We start from the raw sequence: 20,340 nt of genomic DNA on the forward strand, positions 1-20,340 counted from the left end.
GACTACGCGTCTGCGATCTGGCAGAAATGACAAAATGACGTCAAAAACTGCCAAACTGCGCACGACGACCCTCGGCAAAAGACTGGTCGTCTTTGTAGTCTATCCCGATATCGTCCTGCTGGATCTGGTTGGTCCCTTGCAGGTCTTTTCCCATGCGCTGGACGCCAAGACCCGAGACAACGGGTACGAGTGTGCGGTTGTGTCCGTTGGTGGAGCCATGACACCGACGAACACGGTTGTTTCGATCCCAACCTTGTCGGTGTCCGAGGTGTTACAGCGTGACATCCACACGCTGGTGGTCGTTGGTGGGGATGGCGCAATTCCGGGCATGCGCGATCCCGTTCTGGTGCAAGCGGTTCAGGATTTGGCAGAGAACGCGTCGCGCATCTGTTCGGTGTGTTCCGGGGCCTTGATTTTGGGGGCGGCGGGTTTGCTGGATGGGCGGCGTGCGGTGACCCATTGGGACGATTGCAAAATGCTGGCTGAAGAGTTTCCAAGGGTGCGGGTCGAGCTTGACCCCATATTCATCAAGGATGGAAACACGTGGACATCTGCCGGGATCACGGCAGGTATCGACATGGCGCTTGCGATCACCTCAGAAGACCTTGGTCGCCAATCCGCCTTGGATATGGCCCGATCCATGGTTGCACAAATGGTCCGTTCGGGTGGTCAATCGCAATACAGTCCGACCTTGGGCCGTCAGCTGACGGACCGGGCCGGACGGTTCGAGGACCTGCATTCGTGGGTCGCGGACAATATCGCGTCGACGTTGACCGTCGAAACGCTGGCGGAACAGGTTGGGATGAGCGCGCGGAACTTTGCCCGCACCTACACCAATACAATGGGTAAAACGCCTGCAAAGGCTGTTGAAGCGATGCGCATTGAAAGCGCGCAGGATTTTCTGGAATCCACGCCAAAGAGCGTGAAAGAGATCGCGGTGGCCTGTGGGTTCAAGGATGAAGACCGCATGCGCCGAGCCTTCCTGCGGACGTTGAATGTGTCGCCCAGCGAATATCGGCGCAACTTTCAGGTGCTGTGACATAACAGCGGCGCGCACTGGCAGTTGGAGCAAAGACATGATCGAATACGAGATTGCGCTATTGAACAGACACGATGACAGCACCGTTGCGGCGGTGGTGCAGGATGTCTGCAAGAGCGAGGGTCTTGAGCTTCAGCTGAGGACATCATTGAAGAAGTATCCTGGTTGCACCCACTGGCACTTCAAGCGTCCGAATGTGCACGGCATTCTGGAGTTGACTTGGTGGCCGGGTGAAATCGGGCAGCGTGTGCCGCGCCTGTGGCTCTCGATCCACAGAAATCGAAAGGCAGCGTGGATATCGGAAATGATGCCTCGAATAAAGGCGGTGATTGAGAAACAACTGAGCGATCTCGTCCTAACAGCAGTCCCTGGCGCCCTTGTCCGTCAATCCTCGGCATCGCAATCATGCGACTATCTATAATTGCGCTGATGCTCGCCGAAACGCTATGCGCTAAGAATTGCAAGTAACGGGTATGTACCCATCGGCCCTTAGCTGCCGTTCGATCGCACAGAAATTGCGCATCCCATCTTCTTGATACCGGACGTTCGTGTCCAGCGTAGAGTTCTGGTCAGAACACCAAATTCAGAAGTACGGTTGTTTGAAGGAGTGGGAAACTACGTTGAGCATTTGGAGGTCAGTGGCTGCACGCAGGCTAAAATGGTCGGCGGGCGACGTGCAGATAGCCATACTAGGCTCAAGTTGTCGGGAGTCGCCGGAGGCGAGGTCAACCACCTCTCCCGAGCCGGAAAGGACGTGGTACGCTCGAGTGTAGTTGTCCCGTTCAGGTGTCATTTCAGCGCCTGAAGAAAGATAGATGTGCTCCAGGCCAAAACCAATGGCGTCAATGTCGGACAACAAGACAGTCTTGCGAACGCCTCCATTTTCAGTCGGCATTTCTTGACTAGCCTTACATAAGTCATCCAGGCGTTTGACAAACATGCGCCGATTGGTCTTTTCGATCGGCCCGCTAGACTCATAAGAGCCGTCCTCGTCAAACCGTTCATTACCGGAAAGCGGAGGGAAGAAGATACTAATATGACATTCGTCCTCAATGAAGTTTAGGCGATGCTGGTCATTCGGCCCAACGACATAGAGCACTCCTGCTTCAAGCGGCCAGCATTCACCACTTGTTAAATCGGTAACTTCGCCTTTGCCGGAAACGATGTAATTCGCCTCCCAATGGTTTTTCAGCCAGACCTTCAATGTCGTGCCTTGAGCAACCTTGTTCTCATTGTAAGAAAAACCAATGTCGTCCGAGGCCGTCAGGAAGCGCGCAGAACGAAACGACTTATCCGTCGGGTACTTAATTCGGCCCAGGGTTTTTAAGTCATCGAGTGTTCGAACAATCATGTGAAACTCTTATTGTTGCGGTGTTTCAATGCAACCATGTGATTGGCCAATTGTACACTACGCCAACTCTGCCGGGCCAAAGTCGCCGTTGACCCGTTCGGCTCAATGCTGCGCTTGCAGCTCGCTTTGCGGACAATCATTGCAGTCGCGAGATACTCTTCCTTTCTAAGTCACGAAACATGAATATAACAACCGATGCGGGTTTACCCATGCACGCATCAGAAGACTTCAGTGTGTTTGGATGGGACGCCAAGGCTGCAATGCTATGCTTGGGGCCAGGCGCAAATTATGCAGCACTGTACAGTCGAAACTACGATTTCCCAGATGATTTGATACCCATCGGAAGTGCAATATTTGAGTGCATAGCCCGAGAAAAACTTGGAACAGCTCAACCCAGTTTTGGACCCTTCTGGTGCACGAGCCGACCATTGCTACAGCGAAATATAGTCGAAAATTTAGGTTCGGTTTGCCATCACGTGTTGCGTTGGCAGTGCGTAATCGTGCCGCAGCAAGAGAATTACGCATAACCCACGCTAAAGTCTTTCGTGGGATTTCCTTGAAGTAGGAAAACCTATTCGGGAGATACGACGCGATTTTTTTAATTTGCAAAGACGAACCAAAGTTTGATTCAACCATTGCTATTTGGAATTTAGAACCTGAAGATATTTCCTGAAATGGTAAAAGACTTTGGACAATTTGGACAACAAGTAGAGACTTGGCGGTACTCATTGTTCTAATGAAAGGGCAATTTTTGGCTGCCACAACTGTCGATCTTGAAACATGTGATCATGAACCGATCCACCTCATAGGCGCGATACAGCCGCATGGCGCCCTAATTGCTGCCAAAGTGCCGGATTTGCAAATTGACTTCGCTAGCGCGAACACCAAATCTTTCCTTGGAGCCCGGCCCGAGGACATCCTTGGCCGGAACCTGTCTGACGTGATCGGAATTGATAATGCCCGGCAGCTTCTTGATATGCCGGTCGAGCTGTCGGTGCCCGACCTTCTCAAGCCTTGGTTCATACGTTTTGAGGGAGTTGATGGTGAGGCCATAGATGCCGAATGCCTGCCTCACCGCATCAGCAGCTACATCGTTTTGGAATTCCTACACCCCGAAGACGCACCCGTTGCGGTCTGGGAAGACGAAATCCTCCGGCGAGGAGTGATTTCGGAACTCATCAAACCTGGCGCCCTTCTGGAACTGGCCGAAGCCAGCGCGCGGATCATACGGGAAGTGACGGGTTTTGACCGGGTGATGATCTACAAGTTTGCAGAAGACAAACACGGCGAGGTTATCGCCGAGAGCACCAATCGGCCCGATAGTTTCCTTGGTCTGCACTACCCGGCATCTGACATTCCTGATCCTGCCAGGCGGCATTTCCTTTTGAATATTATGCGCTCGATTCCTGATATCAACAGCCCGCACATCCCCATTCTCGATCAATCCGGAATCGCTGCAAACGCTCAGTCGGATCATCCGTTGGACTTGACGTATTCCAAGCTGCGGGCCGTCGCGCCAGTGCATGTCGAATACCTAAATAACATGGGCGTTGGCGCAAGCCTGTCGATTTCTCTTATCACGAATAACGAACTTTGGGGGCTAGTGGCCTGCCATCATTATGGAACGCGTTTGATCTCCTCGAGCAGGCTCAGGTTCGCAGAATTGCTCGGCAGCACTACCTCCGCCCTATTGCAAAGCATCGAGAACACCAAACAGCTCGAAAAAAGCATCGTTGCCGAAAAGACCGCTTATCAGATTGAATTGAACGCGCGATCCGGCAGGTCATTGCGCGATTTGATCCAGGATCAGTCGCCAAACCTGATGAAGCTTTTTGATGCGCATGGCATGGTGTTGATGCTGGATGATGAGCATGTTGAAATCGGACGGGTGCCAACGCCGTCCATGGATTTCAGCAGTTTGCTGGGTTTCCTTGTCGATGGGGTCGCGACCACTTCACATTTGTCGAGCGTCATTGAAATGAATGAGGACCAGATGCAGGTGGCGGCGGGTGCTGCAATGCTTGATCTGTCTGAAGACGGGCGTGACTACTTGGTGCTGCTGCGCAGTGATTTCGATCAGACAATCAAATGGGCCGGAAAGCCTGACAAGGTGGCCAGCAAGACGCGTGACGGGGTCACGCGTCTTTCGCCCCGCGGGTCGTTCGAACTCTGGCGGGAGGAGCGGCATGGCAAGAGCCGGCCGTTCGACGCGATGGACCTCGACGCATTCCGGATCATTCGCCGAGCCCTTTTTGCACTGAACAGCCTAGAGCGTGAACGCGCCGCGCGCGAAGCCCAAAAAATTGCTGAAACCGAAGAAAGCCGTCTGCGCCATGCGTTGCTGGATTCGGCGCGAGCCAACTCCATGGGTGAACTTGCCTCGGCCATCGCACATGAGCTGAACCAACCGCTGTCTGCGGTTGCAAATTTCGTGAATGCCTGCCGCCAGGAGTTTGCCAATGCCGGTGCCGATATCCCCGCACGCGCGGAGCAGTTGATGGATGAGGCCGTGGCTGAAACCACGCGGGCAGGAGACCTGGTACATCGCATCCGGAATTTCATTTCCAAAGGGGATCTGAACGCGGAGGAAATCAACATCAATGATCCGGTGAAACAGGGCGTCGATCTGGCTATGGTGTCGAGCGAATTGCCGGATTTGCACGTCAATCTCATCCTGCCGCCGGATGTGCCCCGCGTGCTAGTTGATGGTGTTCAGATTGCCCAGGTTGTCCTGAACCTCGTTCGCAACAGCATCACAGCCATGGAAAGCGCTGCAAAACAGGTATTGACGGTCGAAGTGATCGACACGGAAAGCTTCATCCAGGTGCATGTTCGCGACACGGGTTGCGGCATCGCGGTTGAGCAGGAAAGATACCTTTTTGAGCCATTCTACGCGTCAAATTCCAAAGGGATGGGCATCGGGCTGTCGCTCTGCCGCTCAATCGTAGAAGCGCATGGCGGAACTATCCGGTCGCTGCCGAGGTCAAACGGCGCTACGTTCTTGTTCCAGTTGCCCAAGGCGGATGTGAACGATGGATAAGGCAACAGATTTTTTCTCAATCTACGTTGTCGAGGATGATGAGGCTGTAGCAAGATCACTGTGTGCGTTGCTGGACGCACATGGGCATTCCACGATCCCCTGCGGATCAGCCGAGGCATTTCTGTCGCAGTTCGATCCCCGGTTGCGCGCCTGCCTGATCCTCGATCTGCGTTTGCCCAGTGTCAGCGGATTACAGCTTCAGGCGCAACTCAATGACATGAAGGTTGCCATCCCGGTCATTGTAGTCACGGCGCATGGTGACGTTTCGATTGCCGTGCAGGCGATGCGGGCAGGGGCCATTGATTTCATAGAAAAACCTGCCGAAGAAACGCGTCTGCTTGAAGCCATTGAAATGGCGCGGGCAATCTTGTTCGACAGCAAACCGCCCGATTTGCCAAAGAAGGTGATAGCGGATCGCCTGTCCAAACTGACGGAACGTGAGCGCGAAGTTCTCGATCACCTGCTCCTAGGCAAGTTGAACAAGGAAATTGCCATCACTCTGGGCGTCAGCCAGAGGACCGTCGAAGTTCACCGCGCGCGAATTCGCGAAAAAATGCAAGCCCGTGGTGTCGCCGACCTCATTCGCATGATTGGCTGAGTTTCTCAGGCCCGGCATAAGTAGTTTTGCGTAGTGGTATTTGCGAACTATCTGACTCTCCCGCAGGAACATATCCTGTAAAGAGTTCATCGTGCGGCCAGACAGAGACATCCATGCCGTCGAGCCAAACAGCAGATCTTGGGTGGACGTGCTGAAGGGTCTTGATGATTATGATGCGATTTGCCCGCGCTCTGCCTAGCAAAAGTGAAAGTCATGAGCACAGACACTGAAAAGGGCTGTTCGACAACGGCTGATTGGCTACGAAGGGGTTTCGAGAGATTGCATCGCAGATTGCAATCGAACCAAATCGCGTGCCGCAGGGCGACAATGCGGCTCATGATGCTGTATCGCATAGGTTTTTGCGTGCTGTTGTATCCGGGCACAAAGACATGGCCATGGAACTGATCGACCAGCTTGGCGACGGTGACCACTGGCTGAAGCTCATCCTTCTGACCGCAAAGACGCTGGAACAGGAATGGCTGGATCAAAAGCTGTCGTTGTCCGATGTCACGCAAGGCTTCTGGACCACGCAAAACATTTTTCGGTGGATGCGTGGGCGATCGGAGGGATCAAGGATCACGGAGTTTGCTGCCAGAACTTGTGTGTTCTGGGTTCAGCCGGGTGACAGCCATACCCTGGGCGCACACCTCATGAGTGACATGTTCGAATTGGCAGGGTGGTCCGCCGAGTTGTTGGTAAACGACGCGGCAGAGACCGTACTGACCCATCTGTCGGACAACGAAATTGATGTTCTGGGCGTGTCGATTGGATGCGATGAGCATCTTTTGGGAGTCGCGGACTTCCTGACAGAGGCACGTATTAGGAGCCTCAATCCCGGACTGAGCCTCATGGTTGGTGGTCCGGCGATGGAAGGGAATTTGTCACAATATCGTTTCTTAGGAGCAGATATCCTTGCAAAAGACGCCGAAAGTGCATTAGTCCAAGTTGGTGGTAAGCGTGGCGCTTGAATCTGTGATATGACCGAGAGTAAGCCTTTTTCCCGAGACCTTCCTGCTTTGTCGGCCCAACAATCGCAAAGCCTAGCGTTTCAGTGTTCAGATATCGTTCTGAATTTGAGCCATGACATGGTGGTCTTGGACGTGGCCTGTTCCGGCAGTGTCACTCGAAGAAGCATCGAAGGATGGGAGGGGCGCGACTTTGCATCTCTCGTTTCTGAAGACAGTCAGCCAAAAATCGAAATTCTGCTGAATGATAACTCGGCAATGCGGGATGTCGGCGGAAAATGGCGGCACTTGAATTTCCTGTCCGCGCACTCGGAAGAACTGCCGCTTCTGATCAAGTTTTTTCGCTTTGCGCATGAAGGCACGGCAACCAATCTTGTCTGTGCCCGCGACCTGAGGCCGCTGTCCGAAGCCCAGGAACAGTGGCAAAATATACAAATCTCGCTGCAGCAAAATTACGAAAGCGAACTGGCCGATCTGCAAAACCAGCTTCGGATCGACCGCGTGTTGCATAACATGGTCACTCAAGTAGGGACGCAGCCGCTGGGCAGTCTAGTGTCTCATTCCTTGAAATACCTAGAGAAGAAGTGCTGTGTCGAAGCCCTCCGCCGGAGCAACGGCGAACTCACGGCTGCGGCTGACCTTCTGGGTGTCACCGTTGATCTCTTGGAGCTGAAACTGGCCGAGGAGTAAGAACACAGCTGGAACGGCGCGTCGCGCCAGCCCGTTGAATTAAAGAAATTTGTTTCCCTGGGTCCGCGTTTGCGCCCCATTTCCATCGGATCCTGTCGTGTGATTGGACGCACCGGACGTCAACGATTTGACTATAAGAAAACTTTTTCTCGCGCCACTGGTGATCCTTGCCAGATCCTCGGCTCCAGCGCCGGCGGTTTCGATCGTCGACGTAACATACGCCCAGGTCTTCTTCGAGATATGCAGATTGATAAAGGCATTTGGCGCCTTAGGTAGAATCTTAGTGATATTTTTGTTGGATTGCATTCGACCAAAAGTCGCTCCAAAGGCTACATAAAGCCCGCCTAGCATTTCGACTTCGTCGATAAAACAAATTGTAGATCGGCCGACGGGTAAAGAAGGCAGATCCCTTTTTAGTGCGCAGCATTCCTTGTTCAATGACATGTACTGCCAATCGAAAAAACGCAAACGTTCCGTTTCGACGTGATGGTAAAACGAGTGAAAGACCGTTAGGGCTCTTAAATAGTCATGCAGCGTTACGTCTGGTTCAATCAAACGACAAAGTATCGGATCTTTATGCAGTTCAAGGTGAATTGACCGGGTTGCATTGATAATCTGTTTTCGAACACGTTCCATAATTTGTTTTGTCGCGCAAAAATCAATTTTCGACAACGAAGATCCGATTGACGCAGGTTTTTACATAAGGATTTTGCTGCCAAATTACGCAAGTTTCCATAACCCAACTGCCTTGCTGTCTCCCAAATTAGACACCGTGGCGAGTTCCAAAAATGGAATTGCACGGCGAACTGAGAGGGCAATTGTGGAAATACCAAAGGGATTTGTGCGTGGTTGATAAGAGAAGCTAGTTTGGGTTCTGAGCAGGCATGCGCTGCACATATCCAACCCCATGATATTCTCAACCGTCAACATCGGGTTGTCGTTGTGGGAGGGCGTGGCGGATCGGAGGATCAATCATGGATATACCAAACTTACCCGCCATTCGCGCACTCAGGCCCGCCTGGAACAAGGGCCGCATCGTTGGCCAGAAACGCCCACTGAAGCCGAAACATGTTTGGGCCATCCGCGTTCGCCTTGAATTGGCAGAAAATCATTGGGATCTCGCTTTGTTCAACATGGCCATCGACAGTAAGTTGCGTGGCTGCGACCTGGTCAAAATGAAAGTTGTCGATGTGATGGCGGCTGGCCAGATCAAGGAGCGTGCATCTGTTCTACAGAGCAAAATCAATAAACCCGTTCGGTTTGAGATCATGGAAGGCACACGGGTCTCGCTCGAACGCTGGATGGAAGACCCGCTGATGGTCGGGTCCGAGTATCTCTGGACCGGGCGATTTCACGAGCGCCTTCACATCTCGACACGACAATATGCCCGGATTGTCAGAGATTGGGTGACGTTCATTGGCCTTGAAGCAACAGCATATGGCACACACTCGATGCGCCGCACGAAGGTCACTCACATTTACAAGAAAACAGGCAACCTGAGAGCGGTCCAGCTTTTGCTAGGTGACACCAAGATGGACAGTACTGTCCAGTACCTGGGCGTCGAATTGGAAGATGCACTGGCCATCGCCGAAGCCATCGAAATCTAAAAGGCTGGACCGCTCGATAAGGGTGGCCCAAAGCCGACATTGAGCATGGTCTCGGAATGCTGCGGTCGCAGCCCGCATAGCGGACATCGGCACTTGCGCGCACTATCAAGAGCTTTTCGTTGACTGGTATGCGGGACACAGTGGACTTCCTTGCGTCCTCTTTGGCTCTAAGGTTCTTCAATTAGTGACTTGTTAAATGTCCGCGCTGATAATTAGACGTCTTTATTGAGGTAAGCCATGAACTTTTATCACTGCTCAATTGATCTACGTAACGATGCAAAAGCTTTGTCGTTTGCATTGGCTGTCGATAGTTGGATGAAAAACTTGAAAGCAAGTGGCTCGATCCAGTCCTGGAGACTTTGCCGTAGGAAACTGGGATTTGGTGCGCCACATGCGCGTGACTTCCTTCTAGAAGTCGAAGTGCGGGATCTTTCACAACTGGATAGCGCCTTTCGGTACACTGGCAGCCGTGATGAAGAAGTTGAGCGCCTGTATTCGACAGTCCATCAGATGATTGGAGAATTCGATGTTGCACTTTTTCGCCCTTTTCCAGATCAAGAGAATGCGGAAAGAATGGCTTTGATCTGAACTAAACAGAGGTAGCCGGTCATTGGGTCGTACCGACAAGGGCTTGAACATTGATTCCAGAACGCGAAAATTCTCAGTAGTTCAAAAATACTCTAAGAGCGCGGAGGTCAGACAGCAGGGATAGCGGGCTACTTCTTTGAATAAGTCAACGTACCTCTTGCGCGGATCGTTCCTTGACAGATCGCCAAGCAAAGAGTTCGCCGTGCGCTGCTCGTTAGCCGCGGTGATTAAACAGAATTGTTTACACGGCCAATTTTTTTTGCGTTTCTGGCGACTACAACGATCCCTGTGGTCCTTTCGCCAGTCAACAAAGCCCCGTAGCTTCCACATCGACAAAAGAAGCAACGACATCTCTTTCACTAGGCTGAGTTCGATGCACTCCAACCACATTTGGGCCAGACCTCATCACGCATTACACATGCACGCACCAGTACCTGAATCCTCATATGAGATAATTCAAATCAATTGTACTAAAGCTGGGGTTGTACAGCTAAGGGTTCACGAATTAGCTGCTCACTAGACAAGGACGAATTAGACTGCCGAAGTTATTAGAAAATATACAGACCAGAGCGCTCAAAGAACGAAGTTTGCAGCTAGACTGGAATTGTAGATTTTAACTTGGGCAGTTCTATTTGTGTTTCCAGGACCGAGCCCAACCGGTCCGTTGATGACGCAAAATATAACCAGTGTTTCTATTACCGCCGCGTCGCCGCAACAGGTTCGGAAAAAGATTTTCCTGTTTCAGTTTGTAGGAAAAGTAAGAGTATTGCTGGTTTAAAATATCGATATACTGATACGTAAAGAATTCGTCGTAGTGTGCGAGTGATTGTCATTATTGAGCGAGGTTTCATTGAGAATATTGTTGGCAGATGATCATGAGCTTGTTCGGGAAACCATCGCTGCGTTTCTTGAAACTGAAGATGGTTTTAGAGTCACGCAGGCAAGCGATCTTGAGGGCGTAGAAAAGGCCTTTCAAACGCATGACCCTTTCGATCTTATACTACTCGACTTTGAAATGCCCGGTATGGACGGGCTGAATGGTTTGCAAAAAGCCATGGACCTGGTCGGGCGCAAACCCGTGGCATTGATTTCTGGTGCCGCCAACAAGGCAATCGCAGAACAGGCGCTTGATATGGGTGCCGCCGGATTCCTTCCCAAAACGATGGCGGCGTCCTCATTGGTGAACGCGGTCAAGTTCATGGCGATGGGGGAAAAATACGCCCCTATCGATTTCATGACAAAGGAAGAAGAAACAAAAAAACACCCCTACCATGATCTGTTGTCAGAACGGGAAATGCAAGTTTTGTCCGGGTTGGTACGCGGTTTGGCCAACAAGGAAATCGCGCGCGAGATTGACTTGCAGGAGGTCACTATTAAGCTCCATGTCAAAACGCTTTGCCGCAAGCTTGATGCAAAAAACCGAACTCAGGCCGCAATAATGGCCAAGGAGACGGGCCTTTTCTGACCCGCCTCTAAATCGCACTATAGCTCGATGCCATCACCGACATGACTGAAAAACGTCTCGCCCAGATCGCCATGATCCAGCAAATGCACGGACAAGTTCCCGATATCAATCGTGACACTGAAATCGATGTTCTGCGTGACGTGCTCCAAAATCCAGTCAACGACCGATTCTCCTACATCAAGCAGTGAGAGCCCGCGGAAATCGAGGCGGTCGTTTTCGACCCCGTCATGCGTGTAATCACCGATCGTGTCCGAGCGACCGTCGACATCGTTGGCGTTGAAAACAAACCAATCCGTGTCCAGGCCGCCATAGGCCAGATCGTAACCGCCACCCATCAGGATCTTGTCGCGGCCATCCCCGGCGTAGATAGTGTCGTCGCCGATGGATGCGTTGATATAATCACTGCCGCTTCCACCGTCGATGACGTCATTCCCAGACCCGCCGTAGATCTTGTCTTTGTCAGCACCGCCGTTCAGTACATCGTTGCCGGTGCCACCCTTGAGTTCATCCCGGGCTTCGCCACCGGACAGCGTGTCATTACCGGATCCGCCATCAAGATAGTCCGCGCCGGTGCCACCGGTCAGCTGGTCATGACCGCTGCCGCCGCTTAGGCTGTTGGCTCCGGATGAGGCACTGAGCACATCGTTTCCGGTGCTGCCTTCCAGCGTGTCATCACCTGCACCCCCAATAAGGTTATCGTTCCCGATGCCACCCTGAAGCAGGTCATTTCCAAGCCCGCCATCCAGAATGTCATCACCGGTACCTCCTTTCAGAGTGTCTGCGCCGGCATCACCATTCAACGTGTCTTCGCCGTAACTGCCGACAAGCATATCATTGCCGTCACCGCCGCTCAGGTCGTCCTTTTCCGACCCGCCGGACAACATGTCGTCTCCGTCACCACCCAGCAGTGTATCGAAACCTGATCCGCCATTTAGACTGTCATTGTCGATTCCACCATCCAGAAGATCATGGCCAGCCGACCCGAAGAGCGCATCTTCGCCGCTTTCACCGTAAAGGATGTCATCATCTGCCTTGAGCAGGTTGCCGTCGAAGTCAAAGCGATTGCCGTCCTCGTCGTAGTAGCTGAAGATCGGTGGCTGAACCTGGTCGGCATTGCCGCCATACAACCTGTCGTTTCCCGATCCCCCCATGAGGCTGTCACTGCCACTTTGTCCAACTGCGGTATCATCACCAATACCCGCGCGGATTTCGTCGCTGCCGGCGCCTGTTTCAATCGTGTCGTCATAGGTGTTTTCGCCATCCGCCGTGGCGACAAGCTCGATCTGTCGTATCAGGATCGCTGCAGACTGATCCACGTCGGCAAACGGGTCCATTGCACGTGGATCAGCGGTGCCGTCGTTTGAGCGGGATCGTGGGCTGTCGCTCACCAGTTCCAGAATGGTCTGACCCGAACTCTCATCCTCAACAACGCGGTAAATTCCGCCGGATGACGCAGTCGCGTCGTTCATGTCGTGATCGCCGCTGTTGCCTGCGACGTAGAGGTTTCCATCGGCATCCTGAATTGCGGCGCCAAACGTAATCGCGGGAATGCCGGACTTCAGGGTACCATCTATCACCGTGCCCGAAATCTCCGTTGTCTCGAACACCGGTTCGCCACCGGATGAAACCGCCGAGATATCGATTGTGTAGAGAAGGGCGTTTTCGCCTTCTGACTTGGGGCGCGTGACGCCATAAAAACTGTTGGAGCCGGCATCAAAAGCCACGTCCCACAATTGATCGGTGATCATAGAGGTCGGAAATTTGAAGGTGAGCGAGACTACGGCGCCCGAGGCATCGACGTTATCGACATCGATCATCGTCAGGCGGTCCATGCTTGAGTGAAATGCCCATAGATTGCCTTCGGCGTCGAAGTCGCCGGTCCAGGACCTGTAAGGCGTTGACCCGATGCGATAGCTGGCCCCCTCGGCATCCAACATGACAAGGTCGGCTTTTGACACCGCCGTGCCAAGACTGTCGAAGCCATCGGATACAGCGATGCCATAGATCAGGTTGTCTTGCGTGTTGAACCCTATCGCATTGACCGTGACGGTCGCGTCCTGTCCGGCCTTGGTGTAAGTCGCCGTTTGCGGATCAAAAACATAGAGAGTGCCGTCGATCACCTGATAGATATTCGCCTGGGCCTCGGCGAAGGCTTTGACCGTTACGGTCGATCCGCCGATGTTTTTTTCTTCATCGTAGTAAAAGATGGGGCCGTCCGTATTGATGGCCGGTCCGCTGTGTGTCGCAGGATCAACCGAACGGAACGTAAGATCACCGATCCCGCCTGTGCCAACGAAGCTCAGCGAGGATTGCGAAAACTCGGCGCTGTTGGTGCCGAAACTTCCGATTACCTCGCCATTCCAAAGGACTTCGACCGCGCCACTTACCGTGCCTGAGCCGTAGTTGGCGGCGAGATCAAAGCTGATCGTGTAAACCTCGCCGGTTTGCGTTTCCACGGACTGGCTCATGCTTGTGCGGCCATCGGCGTCGTCGATGACACTCCACTCTCCGGTCGCTCCGTATTGAGTGAAGCTGGTTGCACCTTCCGTGCCGGACAGCAGACTTCGGTCCTGAAAATCACCGTGCACGACGTCGTCGCCGCCCGCACTGATGATCGTGTCATTGCCTGACAGGCCCACGATCGTGTCAGCCGTCATGTCGCCCAGCAGATCTTCGGATATGTGAGTTCCGACCAGAACGGATTCATACTCTTTAACTGGCATAGTCTTTCCTTACGTTTTGATGGATGAAAGGGGGTGGTTACCAACCAATCCCCTGGTAATTCCGTGACACCATTTCGGGGTTCACGATGCGAACCACGTCGATGACGGGTTTGCCTTCAACGTTCATGACCACGTCACGGTAAACAGCATTGTCGTGCGTGACGATCAGCGCATCCGAGGCCTGCACAACCTGATCCACGTCGGCACGCATCATGCCGGGTAGCTCGTCGGCCATTTTCTGGAGGCCGGTGCTACCGTTCAGAACATAGGCCAGCTGCCCCGCCAAGGGTGTTTGAGGCGTTATGGCCGGATCATGGATGGTGACGTCTACGCCGTCTTCCCGCAGAGCGGCAATCACTTCGAGAATTGGACTTTCGCGCAGGTCGTCCGTGCCCTGCTTGAAGGCCAGCCCGAGGATGCCCACCCGCTTGGCACCCGTTGCACGGGCCATTTCAACTGCTTCTTCGATATGAGCTGCGTTGGAAACACCGAGGCTTTCGATCATTGGAAGATCAACACCCTGTTGCCTGGCAATATGGGCCACGGCACGTACTTCCTTGGGAAGGCATGACCCGCCAAAAGCAAAACCCGGTTTCAGGTAGTAGGGTGACAGGTTCAGTTTCGTATCCTGAACAAACACATCCATGACCGCGTGGCTGTCAACGCCAAGCGGCTTGCACAAGCGACCTACTTCGTTGGCAAAACATACCTTGGCGGCGTGCCAGACATTATCGACATACTTGACCATCTCTGCGGTCTCGACCGAGGTCACGATCGGCGCATCGTCAACGGCATCGTAAATGCGGCTCAGGATGTTGGCGCTGCGGTCGTCATTAGCGCCAATAACTGTTTTGGCTGGGGCGTAGAAATCGTCAACGGCCACGCCTTCACGGAGAAACTCAGGGTTAAAACAGACACCGAATTCTTCTCCCAGCGTCTTGCCGGAAACCTCTTCGATGATCGGGGCCATGAAACCCATCGTGACGCCGGGCGGGATGGAACACCGCATTACGACAACATGGAACGTGTCCTTGCGGCGCAAGCCCGCGCCAATCGCACGTGCTGCTGCATCGATATAGCTGTGATCGCATCCGCCATCTGCGGCGGTTGGTGTGCCGACCGAGACAAAGGTGACATCGGTGTCGACAACGGCCTGTTCCAGGTCATCTGTTGCGGATACGAGCCCGTTTTGCAGGCCGTCGGTTAGCAGGCGTTCAAGGTCTTTTTCGTGAATGGGCGATTTGCCCGCGGCAATGGATGCCACTTTCACCGGGTCAATATCCACTCCAATAACCTGGTGCCCGAGGCTCGACAGACAAGCCGTCGAAACGGCGCCGACATAGCCGAGACCCACGATGCTGATTGCAGGTTTTTCGTCAACGATGCGCAGGGGCGCGGTGGGTTGAATTTGTGACTGTACGGGGCCGAAATCAAACATGTTACTCATCCTTCATTGCAGTTTGAGAGATGTGTATCTCTTTGAATTAAAATGATCTTTGTTCTGTCAGGATAGTGCGATCAAACTTCGTATTACCGCGCTATTCTTTGGGATAGCGCCCTTTCTCCATTCGAGTCGGCACAAAAAAACGGCGCCCAAAGACGCCGTTGAAGGTGGTGTGAGAGTGCTTGTTCTTCTTGGTTTATGCCACTTTGTCACGCGCATAGATATCTTCGTAACGCACGATGTCATCCTCTCCGAGATAGGCGCCGGTCTGCACTTCAATCAGGTGAAGCTCGAGCTTGCCGGGGTTTTCCAATCGGTGGATTGCACCGAGCGGAATGAAGACAGATTGGTTTTCCGAAACGAGCTTTACATCGTCCTCGACGGTCACGTTCGCGGAGCCTGCAACCACGATCCAGTGTTCGGACCGATGCACATGGCTTTGCAGGGACAGGGCCGCACCGGGTTTGACCACGATCCGCTTGACCTGGAAGCGTTTGCCAAGAGAAAGCGTCTCGAAATAGCCCCACGGGCGGTGATCCTTTGGAAAGCTTTCCGCCTGTTTCACCTGTTTGGCTTTCAGGTCTTTTACGGCGGTTTTCACGGCTTCACCACGGTTCATGTCGGCCACGAGAACGGCGTCGCCCATTGCAATGGCCGTGATATTGTTCAGGCCGATCCCAACCAGCTCAACACCGTCGGTATCCGATCGCAGAAGGGTGTTCTGGCAATCGATGGCTGTTGTCTGACCTGTTTGAACGACACCGTTTGCGTCAGCCTTCCCGTTTTCCCAAACAGAAGACCAGCTTCCCAAATCGGACCATCCGCAATCCATGGGAACAACAGAAAGGAGTCGCACAATTCCATCACGGCGTAATCGATGGAGATATTTTCGGCGGATTTATAAGGTGTCTCATCCAGTCGGAAGAAGTCCAGATCCTGGCGTCCGGATTGGACTGCGCGTCGCACAGGAATCATCAGACGCGGACACAGAACTTCAAAGGCTTCGAGGATTTCTGCCACCCGGAACATGAAGATACCCGCGTTCCAGAAGTGCCGACCAGAATTCAGGAATGTGTAGGCCGTTTTTTGATCTGGTTTTTCAACGAAGGCCTTGAGCGGTTGTGCGAACGATGCTGCCGTCGTGATTTCATCAAAGGTTTCAAGATATCCATAACCGGTTTCCGGACGGTTGGGTTTGACACCGAAGGTCACCAGTTTTCCAGCTTCCGCTGCCGCTTGACCGGCCACTATGCCCGTCATGAAAGCTTCTTCATCACTGATGGCATGATCGGAGGGCATTACCAGCAACACTGCATCGGGTTTGTCTTGTAAGTGCTGCGCCGCGGCAAGTATTGCAGGGGCCGTATTGCGCCCTTCGGGTTCTATCATGATCGTCGATTTTGTGTTGTTCGAAACTTGCAACTGCTCGGCCACGGTGAACCGATAATCGGCATTTGTCATGATAACCGGTGCCTCGAACTCTGGGCCCTGAACCCGCGCCACGGTTTGTTGAAACAAGCTTTGCTCGCCATTCAGAGGGGCAAATTGCTTGGGGTAGCTTTTGCGGGACAGGGGCCACAGGCGCGTGCCGCTTCCGCCACACAGGATAATTGGATGGATCATTTCTTTACTCCTTACACTCTCACTTGGCTTTGTGGCCAATAAGGAGGTTCTAGTCTGTACCCAGAGAAGCGTCATTCCACCAAGAGAACAGGAAAGACAGATTTGGGATGGGTCGCATAATCGAAAGTATATTTCGGAAAATATACATACCAATCAATAAATTAGATTGGATACCAAGGTGGGGGGCGGGATCAGTCCGATGAATACCGCGAGGATTGTGACAAAGCCAACCATAGTCGTTATTAGCTGAAATTTTGCCATCGAGTTTTGTGCCTTGTCGATGAACCCCGTGCCATTTCCAGCAGTCTGATTGCCGCGATTGGACCATTTTTGCTTGCTTAGGTGGAAAATCATGAAGACCTTCACCCCTGCATTGATGATTTGATTGAAGTAAAGAATGAATGGCCAACTAAGATCAGTTGAACGGGCATACCGGAAAAGAAACAGACACAAGATCATGCGTGACAACACGATCCATATCACGCAGTGAAACAAGTAGACCGGGGTCACAAAGAGCGTCAGCAAGGCCAACGTTGGACTGACTAGCATGGTCCACATGGCGATCCGCTGATCGACAAGGCACCACCAGATAAACGGGGTCACGATCCGTGGTCCCAAAGAGATTGCGCGCGATCCGTTGCGCAACATGTTACCTGACCAGCGGCGGAAGTTCTGCACCATGCGTCTGCTGCCTGAACCCTGGACCTGTTCGATCGTGTAAACACACGCGTCGGGTACATATGTCATTTTTGCGCGGCAGCTGAGTAGGTGATACCAGGTGCTTTTGTCATCGCCTGAGAGAAACCGAAACCGCCCCCAAAGCCAGTGGTCCAGATGGTCAGCTTCGATCGTTCGGATGAATTTGGCATCCATTATGCTTCGTGCGCGAAAAACGCTCATCCTGCCCGTGAGTGTTAGAACCTTGTCTGACAGTGCGTGGCTTTGCATGGCTAACCGGCGCTGCGCAAACCGCATCGATAGCCAACTTTGAATCCATTTAGGTCCGTAGCAGATGACCTCTTCGTTCGTTGTCAGTGCCTGCAATTCTGGGTCCGCACCAAACATCGAGCAGGTTTTTTCCAACACGTCATGACCAAAAACGGCGTCCCCATCCATGAAAATCACGAGGTCATCTTTCTGGATCCGTGCACGGTTCATGGCACGCAGGATCATCCCGATTGCCATACGTTTTCCCGGCTGGTTCTGACGTAGAAAAACCAGATCTGCTTCGACATCCTGTGCGTGGGTACGGATGAAATCTGTGATGATTTCTTCGTCATACGACGAGCCCGTTCCGATGTAGAGCGTAGTTGGAATACCCTCGCGCCGAATCTGTCCAATGATTGAGCCGATGACACGGCGGGTAATGGCCGGTTCTTCGTAATATGTCGTCATCTGGATGTGCAGCATCCTTGGACGCCATCCGTCCTGCCAGACATTACGGGCTTTTCTTCGCATGCCCGGCCATTTGGTACGCGCATAGACTTCGGCCCGGATGGCATGGTTGAACCACCAGCCGAAGCGCCAGAGCCCGAGGCCGCCCAAAACGAAGGTAACGACGAGGAGATCGGGATCGAGAAAAGCGTTGGGCCAGAAAACCAATGCGGACAGAAGCGACATAAGTAGTACAGAAAACCGAGCCCAGAAAGTCGATGTCCACTTCTGAAGGCCCGTCGGCGAAGGCCCAGACAAGCTCGCAAGCCAGCTATCAAGGTGCTTTTCGAAGGCGTAAATGGTCTCAGGGGCTTTCATGATTGCCTCCGCCCAAAACACCTTTCAATGGTTGTCGCTGCAATTGGATTTTTGCGGGCGCGTTTCTCCGAAACCATTTGCGGGATTTCAAAAGTCCGACGCCTTCGGCCTTCACGGTGACAACCATGCCGTATTTGTCAGGTTGGTTCGTGTCTGATCCGGCCTGCAGATCAACGACCGTGCCGTGCACGGACTGTGATTGGCCGCGGAAACTGTACTGGATTTTTGCGGGCATTCCGATGTAAACGCTGTTGACCATGTGATCGTCCAGCCATCCAACTACATGTCTTGGCGTATCTTCTTCGATTTCGGCGATCGTCTCTCCACGGCCAACGAACTCTCCCTTTCGCGGATGGACTGCAAAAACCGTGCCGCTGGTTCTGGCGCGGATAACGTATTCGTCGGCTGCGGATTTACGGTGCCTGAGTTCGCGTTTCCACCGCCGTAAATCGAGGTCAAGTTCCTCGACCTGCCGAAGAAGGTCGGTCTCGATTGCATGAAATCCGCCCGGCGTGACGTCATGCCCGCGATCAAACCGATAAAGCCTGTCCCAGGCCCTCTGAATGTCTGCGGGATAGACATCGGCGCGTGGGTCATGGGCGCGCCATGGGCGCCAGAGGCGTTCGAATTCTTGCTGAAGCGGGGCGCGATATCTGGGCTTTTCGGTGATGTGTTGGGCCAGTCGCTCTTGCCTTGAGGCAAGACGGCGCTCGGCAATCAGGATTTCGGCCCGAACTTCCTCAACAACGCTTTCGCGGTCCGGGTCTTCCAGACGCGCGATAATATCGCCTTTTTTGACCTTTTCGCCGATGCGAACATGGAGACGCTCGACATAGCCAGTGTCCGGCGCTTGATACTGTGTGACCGGCGCGACGAACCTGCCATGATCAAGAGTGATCTGCGAGAGGCGTTGCCAGATCTGCCCCCCCACAAATCCGCCAAGGAAGAGGGCCAGACACAGATAGAAGGCGATGTTCCAAAGAACTCGCAGCGCACGCGGTTTCACCTTGGCCAACCCTTCGGCCTTTTCGCTGTCGGTTTCACCCATCGGTACAAGATCGACGGGGGTGTCGAGACTGGTGATGATATCGTCTGTTGCCACCATCTTGCCGGACAACACGCCTTGGTAGAACACCGCCAGCGTTTCGCGCTGTCTGACAGTCAGCTCAACAAAGGCGTAACGCCCTGCCTCTTCCGTGGTTGCAAGATTGATTGGGAATGAGACGTCGACGCCCTGAAAAGGCACGCACAATGTTGTGCCACACGTCAGGTCGTAACCTGCCGCATCAATCCAGATGCCTTCAAGCGACCAGCGTCTTGCGTTCAAAATCGTACCATCCGAAGCCTGAACAAGCAGGGGTGCGGCGACCGCAAAAGAAAGGTCAGGCAGCGGACATTCGTGGCGAATGTTCATTGCATACTCCAGTTTAGTACCAGTTTCCTGGCGACTCTCAC

General features: G+C 53.2%; 15 protein-coding genes and 1 pseudogene. 9 read left to right on the plus strand and 7 right to left on the minus strand.

Translation table 11 applies throughout. From position 1 onward, the window contains the following. The first annotated feature begins 34 nt into the window (after window positions 1-34). Complete coding sequence (locus ACZ1HJ_RS08765) at window positions 35-1,039, plus strand: GlxA family transcriptional regulator (protein ID WP_472721913.1); 1,005 nt, start codon at window positions 35-37, stop codon at window positions 1,037-1,039. 37 nt (window positions 1,040-1,076) lie between these two features. Further along, entirely contained in the window at window positions 1,077-1,460 is a 384-nt protein-coding gene (locus ACZ1HJ_RS08770) for a hypothetical protein (protein ID WP_472721914.1), read from the plus strand. A 162-nt stretch (window positions 1,461-1,622) separates the two neighbouring features. Here ACZ1HJ_RS08770 and ACZ1HJ_RS08775 read toward each other — a convergent pair whose 3' ends face one another. Then, complete coding sequence (locus tag ACZ1HJ_RS08775) at window positions 1,623-2,390, minus strand: ectoine synthase (protein ID WP_472721915.1); 768 nt, start codon at window positions 2,388-2,390, stop codon at window positions 1,623-1,625. A gap of 751 nt (window positions 2,391-3,141) precedes the next feature. On the opposite strand from ACZ1HJ_RS08775, the gene ACZ1HJ_RS08780 reads away from it, so the two are divergent. From ACZ1HJ_RS08780 to ACZ1HJ_RS08795, 4 genes are all read left to right on the plus strand, one after another. Then, window positions 3,142-5,430 (plus strand): ATP-binding protein, encoded by a 2,289-nt coding sequence (locus ACZ1HJ_RS08780; RefSeq protein ID WP_472721916.1) that lies wholly within the window; start codon window positions 3,142-3,144, stop codon window positions 5,428-5,430. Then, window positions 5,423-6,028 (plus strand): response regulator transcription factor, encoded by a 606-nt coding sequence (locus ACZ1HJ_RS08785; protein ID WP_472721917.1) that lies wholly within the window; start codon window positions 5,423-5,425, stop codon window positions 6,026-6,028. The genes ACZ1HJ_RS08780 and ACZ1HJ_RS08785 overlap by 8 nt, the downstream gene beginning before the upstream one ends. 395 nt (window positions 6,029-6,423) lie before the next feature. After that, window positions 6,424-6,996, plus strand: a complete 573-nt coding sequence (locus tag ACZ1HJ_RS08790) for a cobalamin B12-binding domain-containing protein (RefSeq protein ID WP_472721918.1) — start codon at window positions 6,424-6,426, stop codon at window positions 6,994-6,996. A 9-nt stretch (window positions 6,997-7,005) separates the two neighbouring features. After that, on the plus strand, window positions 7,006-7,683 hold the full coding sequence (locus ACZ1HJ_RS08795; RefSeq protein WP_472721919.1) for a hypothetical protein: 678 nt from the start codon (window positions 7,006-7,008) through the stop codon (window positions 7,681-7,683). A gap of 39 nt (window positions 7,684-7,722) precedes the next feature. On the opposite strand, the gene ACZ1HJ_RS08800 is transcribed toward ACZ1HJ_RS08795, so the two are convergent. Next, complete coding sequence (locus ACZ1HJ_RS08800) at window positions 7,723-8,355, minus strand: heme oxygenase-like domain-containing protein (RefSeq protein WP_472721920.1); 633 nt, start codon at window positions 8,353-8,355, stop codon at window positions 7,723-7,725. Between the two features lie 302 nt (window positions 8,356-8,657). On the opposite strand from ACZ1HJ_RS08800, the gene ACZ1HJ_RS08805 reads away from it, so the two are divergent. From ACZ1HJ_RS08805 to ACZ1HJ_RS08815, 3 genes are all read left to right on the plus strand, one after another. After that, window positions 8,658-9,290 carry a tyrosine-type recombinase/integrase gene (locus ACZ1HJ_RS08805; RefSeq protein WP_472721921.1) on the plus strand — a complete coding sequence of 211 codons (633 nt, stop codon included), beginning with the start codon at window positions 8,658-8,660 and terminating at the stop codon, window positions 9,288-9,290. A gap of 237 nt (window positions 9,291-9,527) precedes the next feature. Beyond that, window positions 9,528-9,878, plus strand: coding sequence for a DUF6614 family protein (locus ACZ1HJ_RS08810; RefSeq protein ID WP_472721922.1), 351 nt, complete (start codon window positions 9,528-9,530; stop codon window positions 9,876-9,878). 850 nt (window positions 9,879-10,728) lie between these two features. Next, window positions 10,729-11,343 (plus strand): response regulator, encoded by a 615-nt coding sequence (locus ACZ1HJ_RS08815; protein WP_472721923.1) that lies wholly within the window; start codon window positions 10,729-10,731, stop codon window positions 11,341-11,343. 17 nt (window positions 11,344-11,360) lie between these two features. On the opposite strand, the gene ACZ1HJ_RS08820 is transcribed toward ACZ1HJ_RS08815, so the two are convergent. The 5 genes and pseudogenes from ACZ1HJ_RS08820 to ACZ1HJ_RS08840 form a co-directional block, all read right to left on the minus strand. Further along, window positions 11,361-14,066, minus strand: coding sequence for a DUF6923 family protein (locus ACZ1HJ_RS08820; RefSeq protein ID WP_472721924.1), 2,706 nt, complete (start codon window positions 14,064-14,066; stop codon window positions 11,361-11,363). A gap of 37 nt (window positions 14,067-14,103) precedes the next feature. Further along, the gene (locus ACZ1HJ_RS08825) at window positions 14,104-15,504 is read right to left on the minus strand and encodes a nucleotide sugar dehydrogenase (RefSeq protein ID WP_472721925.1); all 1,401 of its coding nucleotides are present in this window, start codon (window positions 15,502-15,504) and stop codon (window positions 14,104-14,106) included. A gap of 202 nt (window positions 15,505-15,706) precedes the next feature. Further along, window positions 15,707-17,133 (minus strand): annotated as a pseudogene (locus ACZ1HJ_RS08830) (mannose-1-phosphate guanylyltransferase/mannose-6-phosphate isomerase). 153 nt (window positions 17,134-17,286) lie between these two features. Further along, entirely contained in the window at window positions 17,287-18,885 is a 1,599-nt protein-coding gene (locus ACZ1HJ_RS08835) for a glycosyltransferase (RefSeq protein ID WP_472721926.1), read from the minus strand. Continuing rightward, window positions 18,872-20,299 carry an HlyD family secretion protein gene (locus ACZ1HJ_RS08840; RefSeq protein WP_472721927.1) on the minus strand — a complete coding sequence of 476 codons (1,428 nt, stop codon included), beginning with the start codon at window positions 20,297-20,299 and terminating at the stop codon, window positions 18,872-18,874. The genes ACZ1HJ_RS08835 and ACZ1HJ_RS08840 overlap by 14 nt, the downstream gene beginning before the upstream one ends. Between the last annotated feature and the right edge of the window lie 41 nt (window positions 20,300-20,340).

The sequence above is a fragment of the Roseovarius sp. JB2-10 genome (assembly GCF_055693585.1).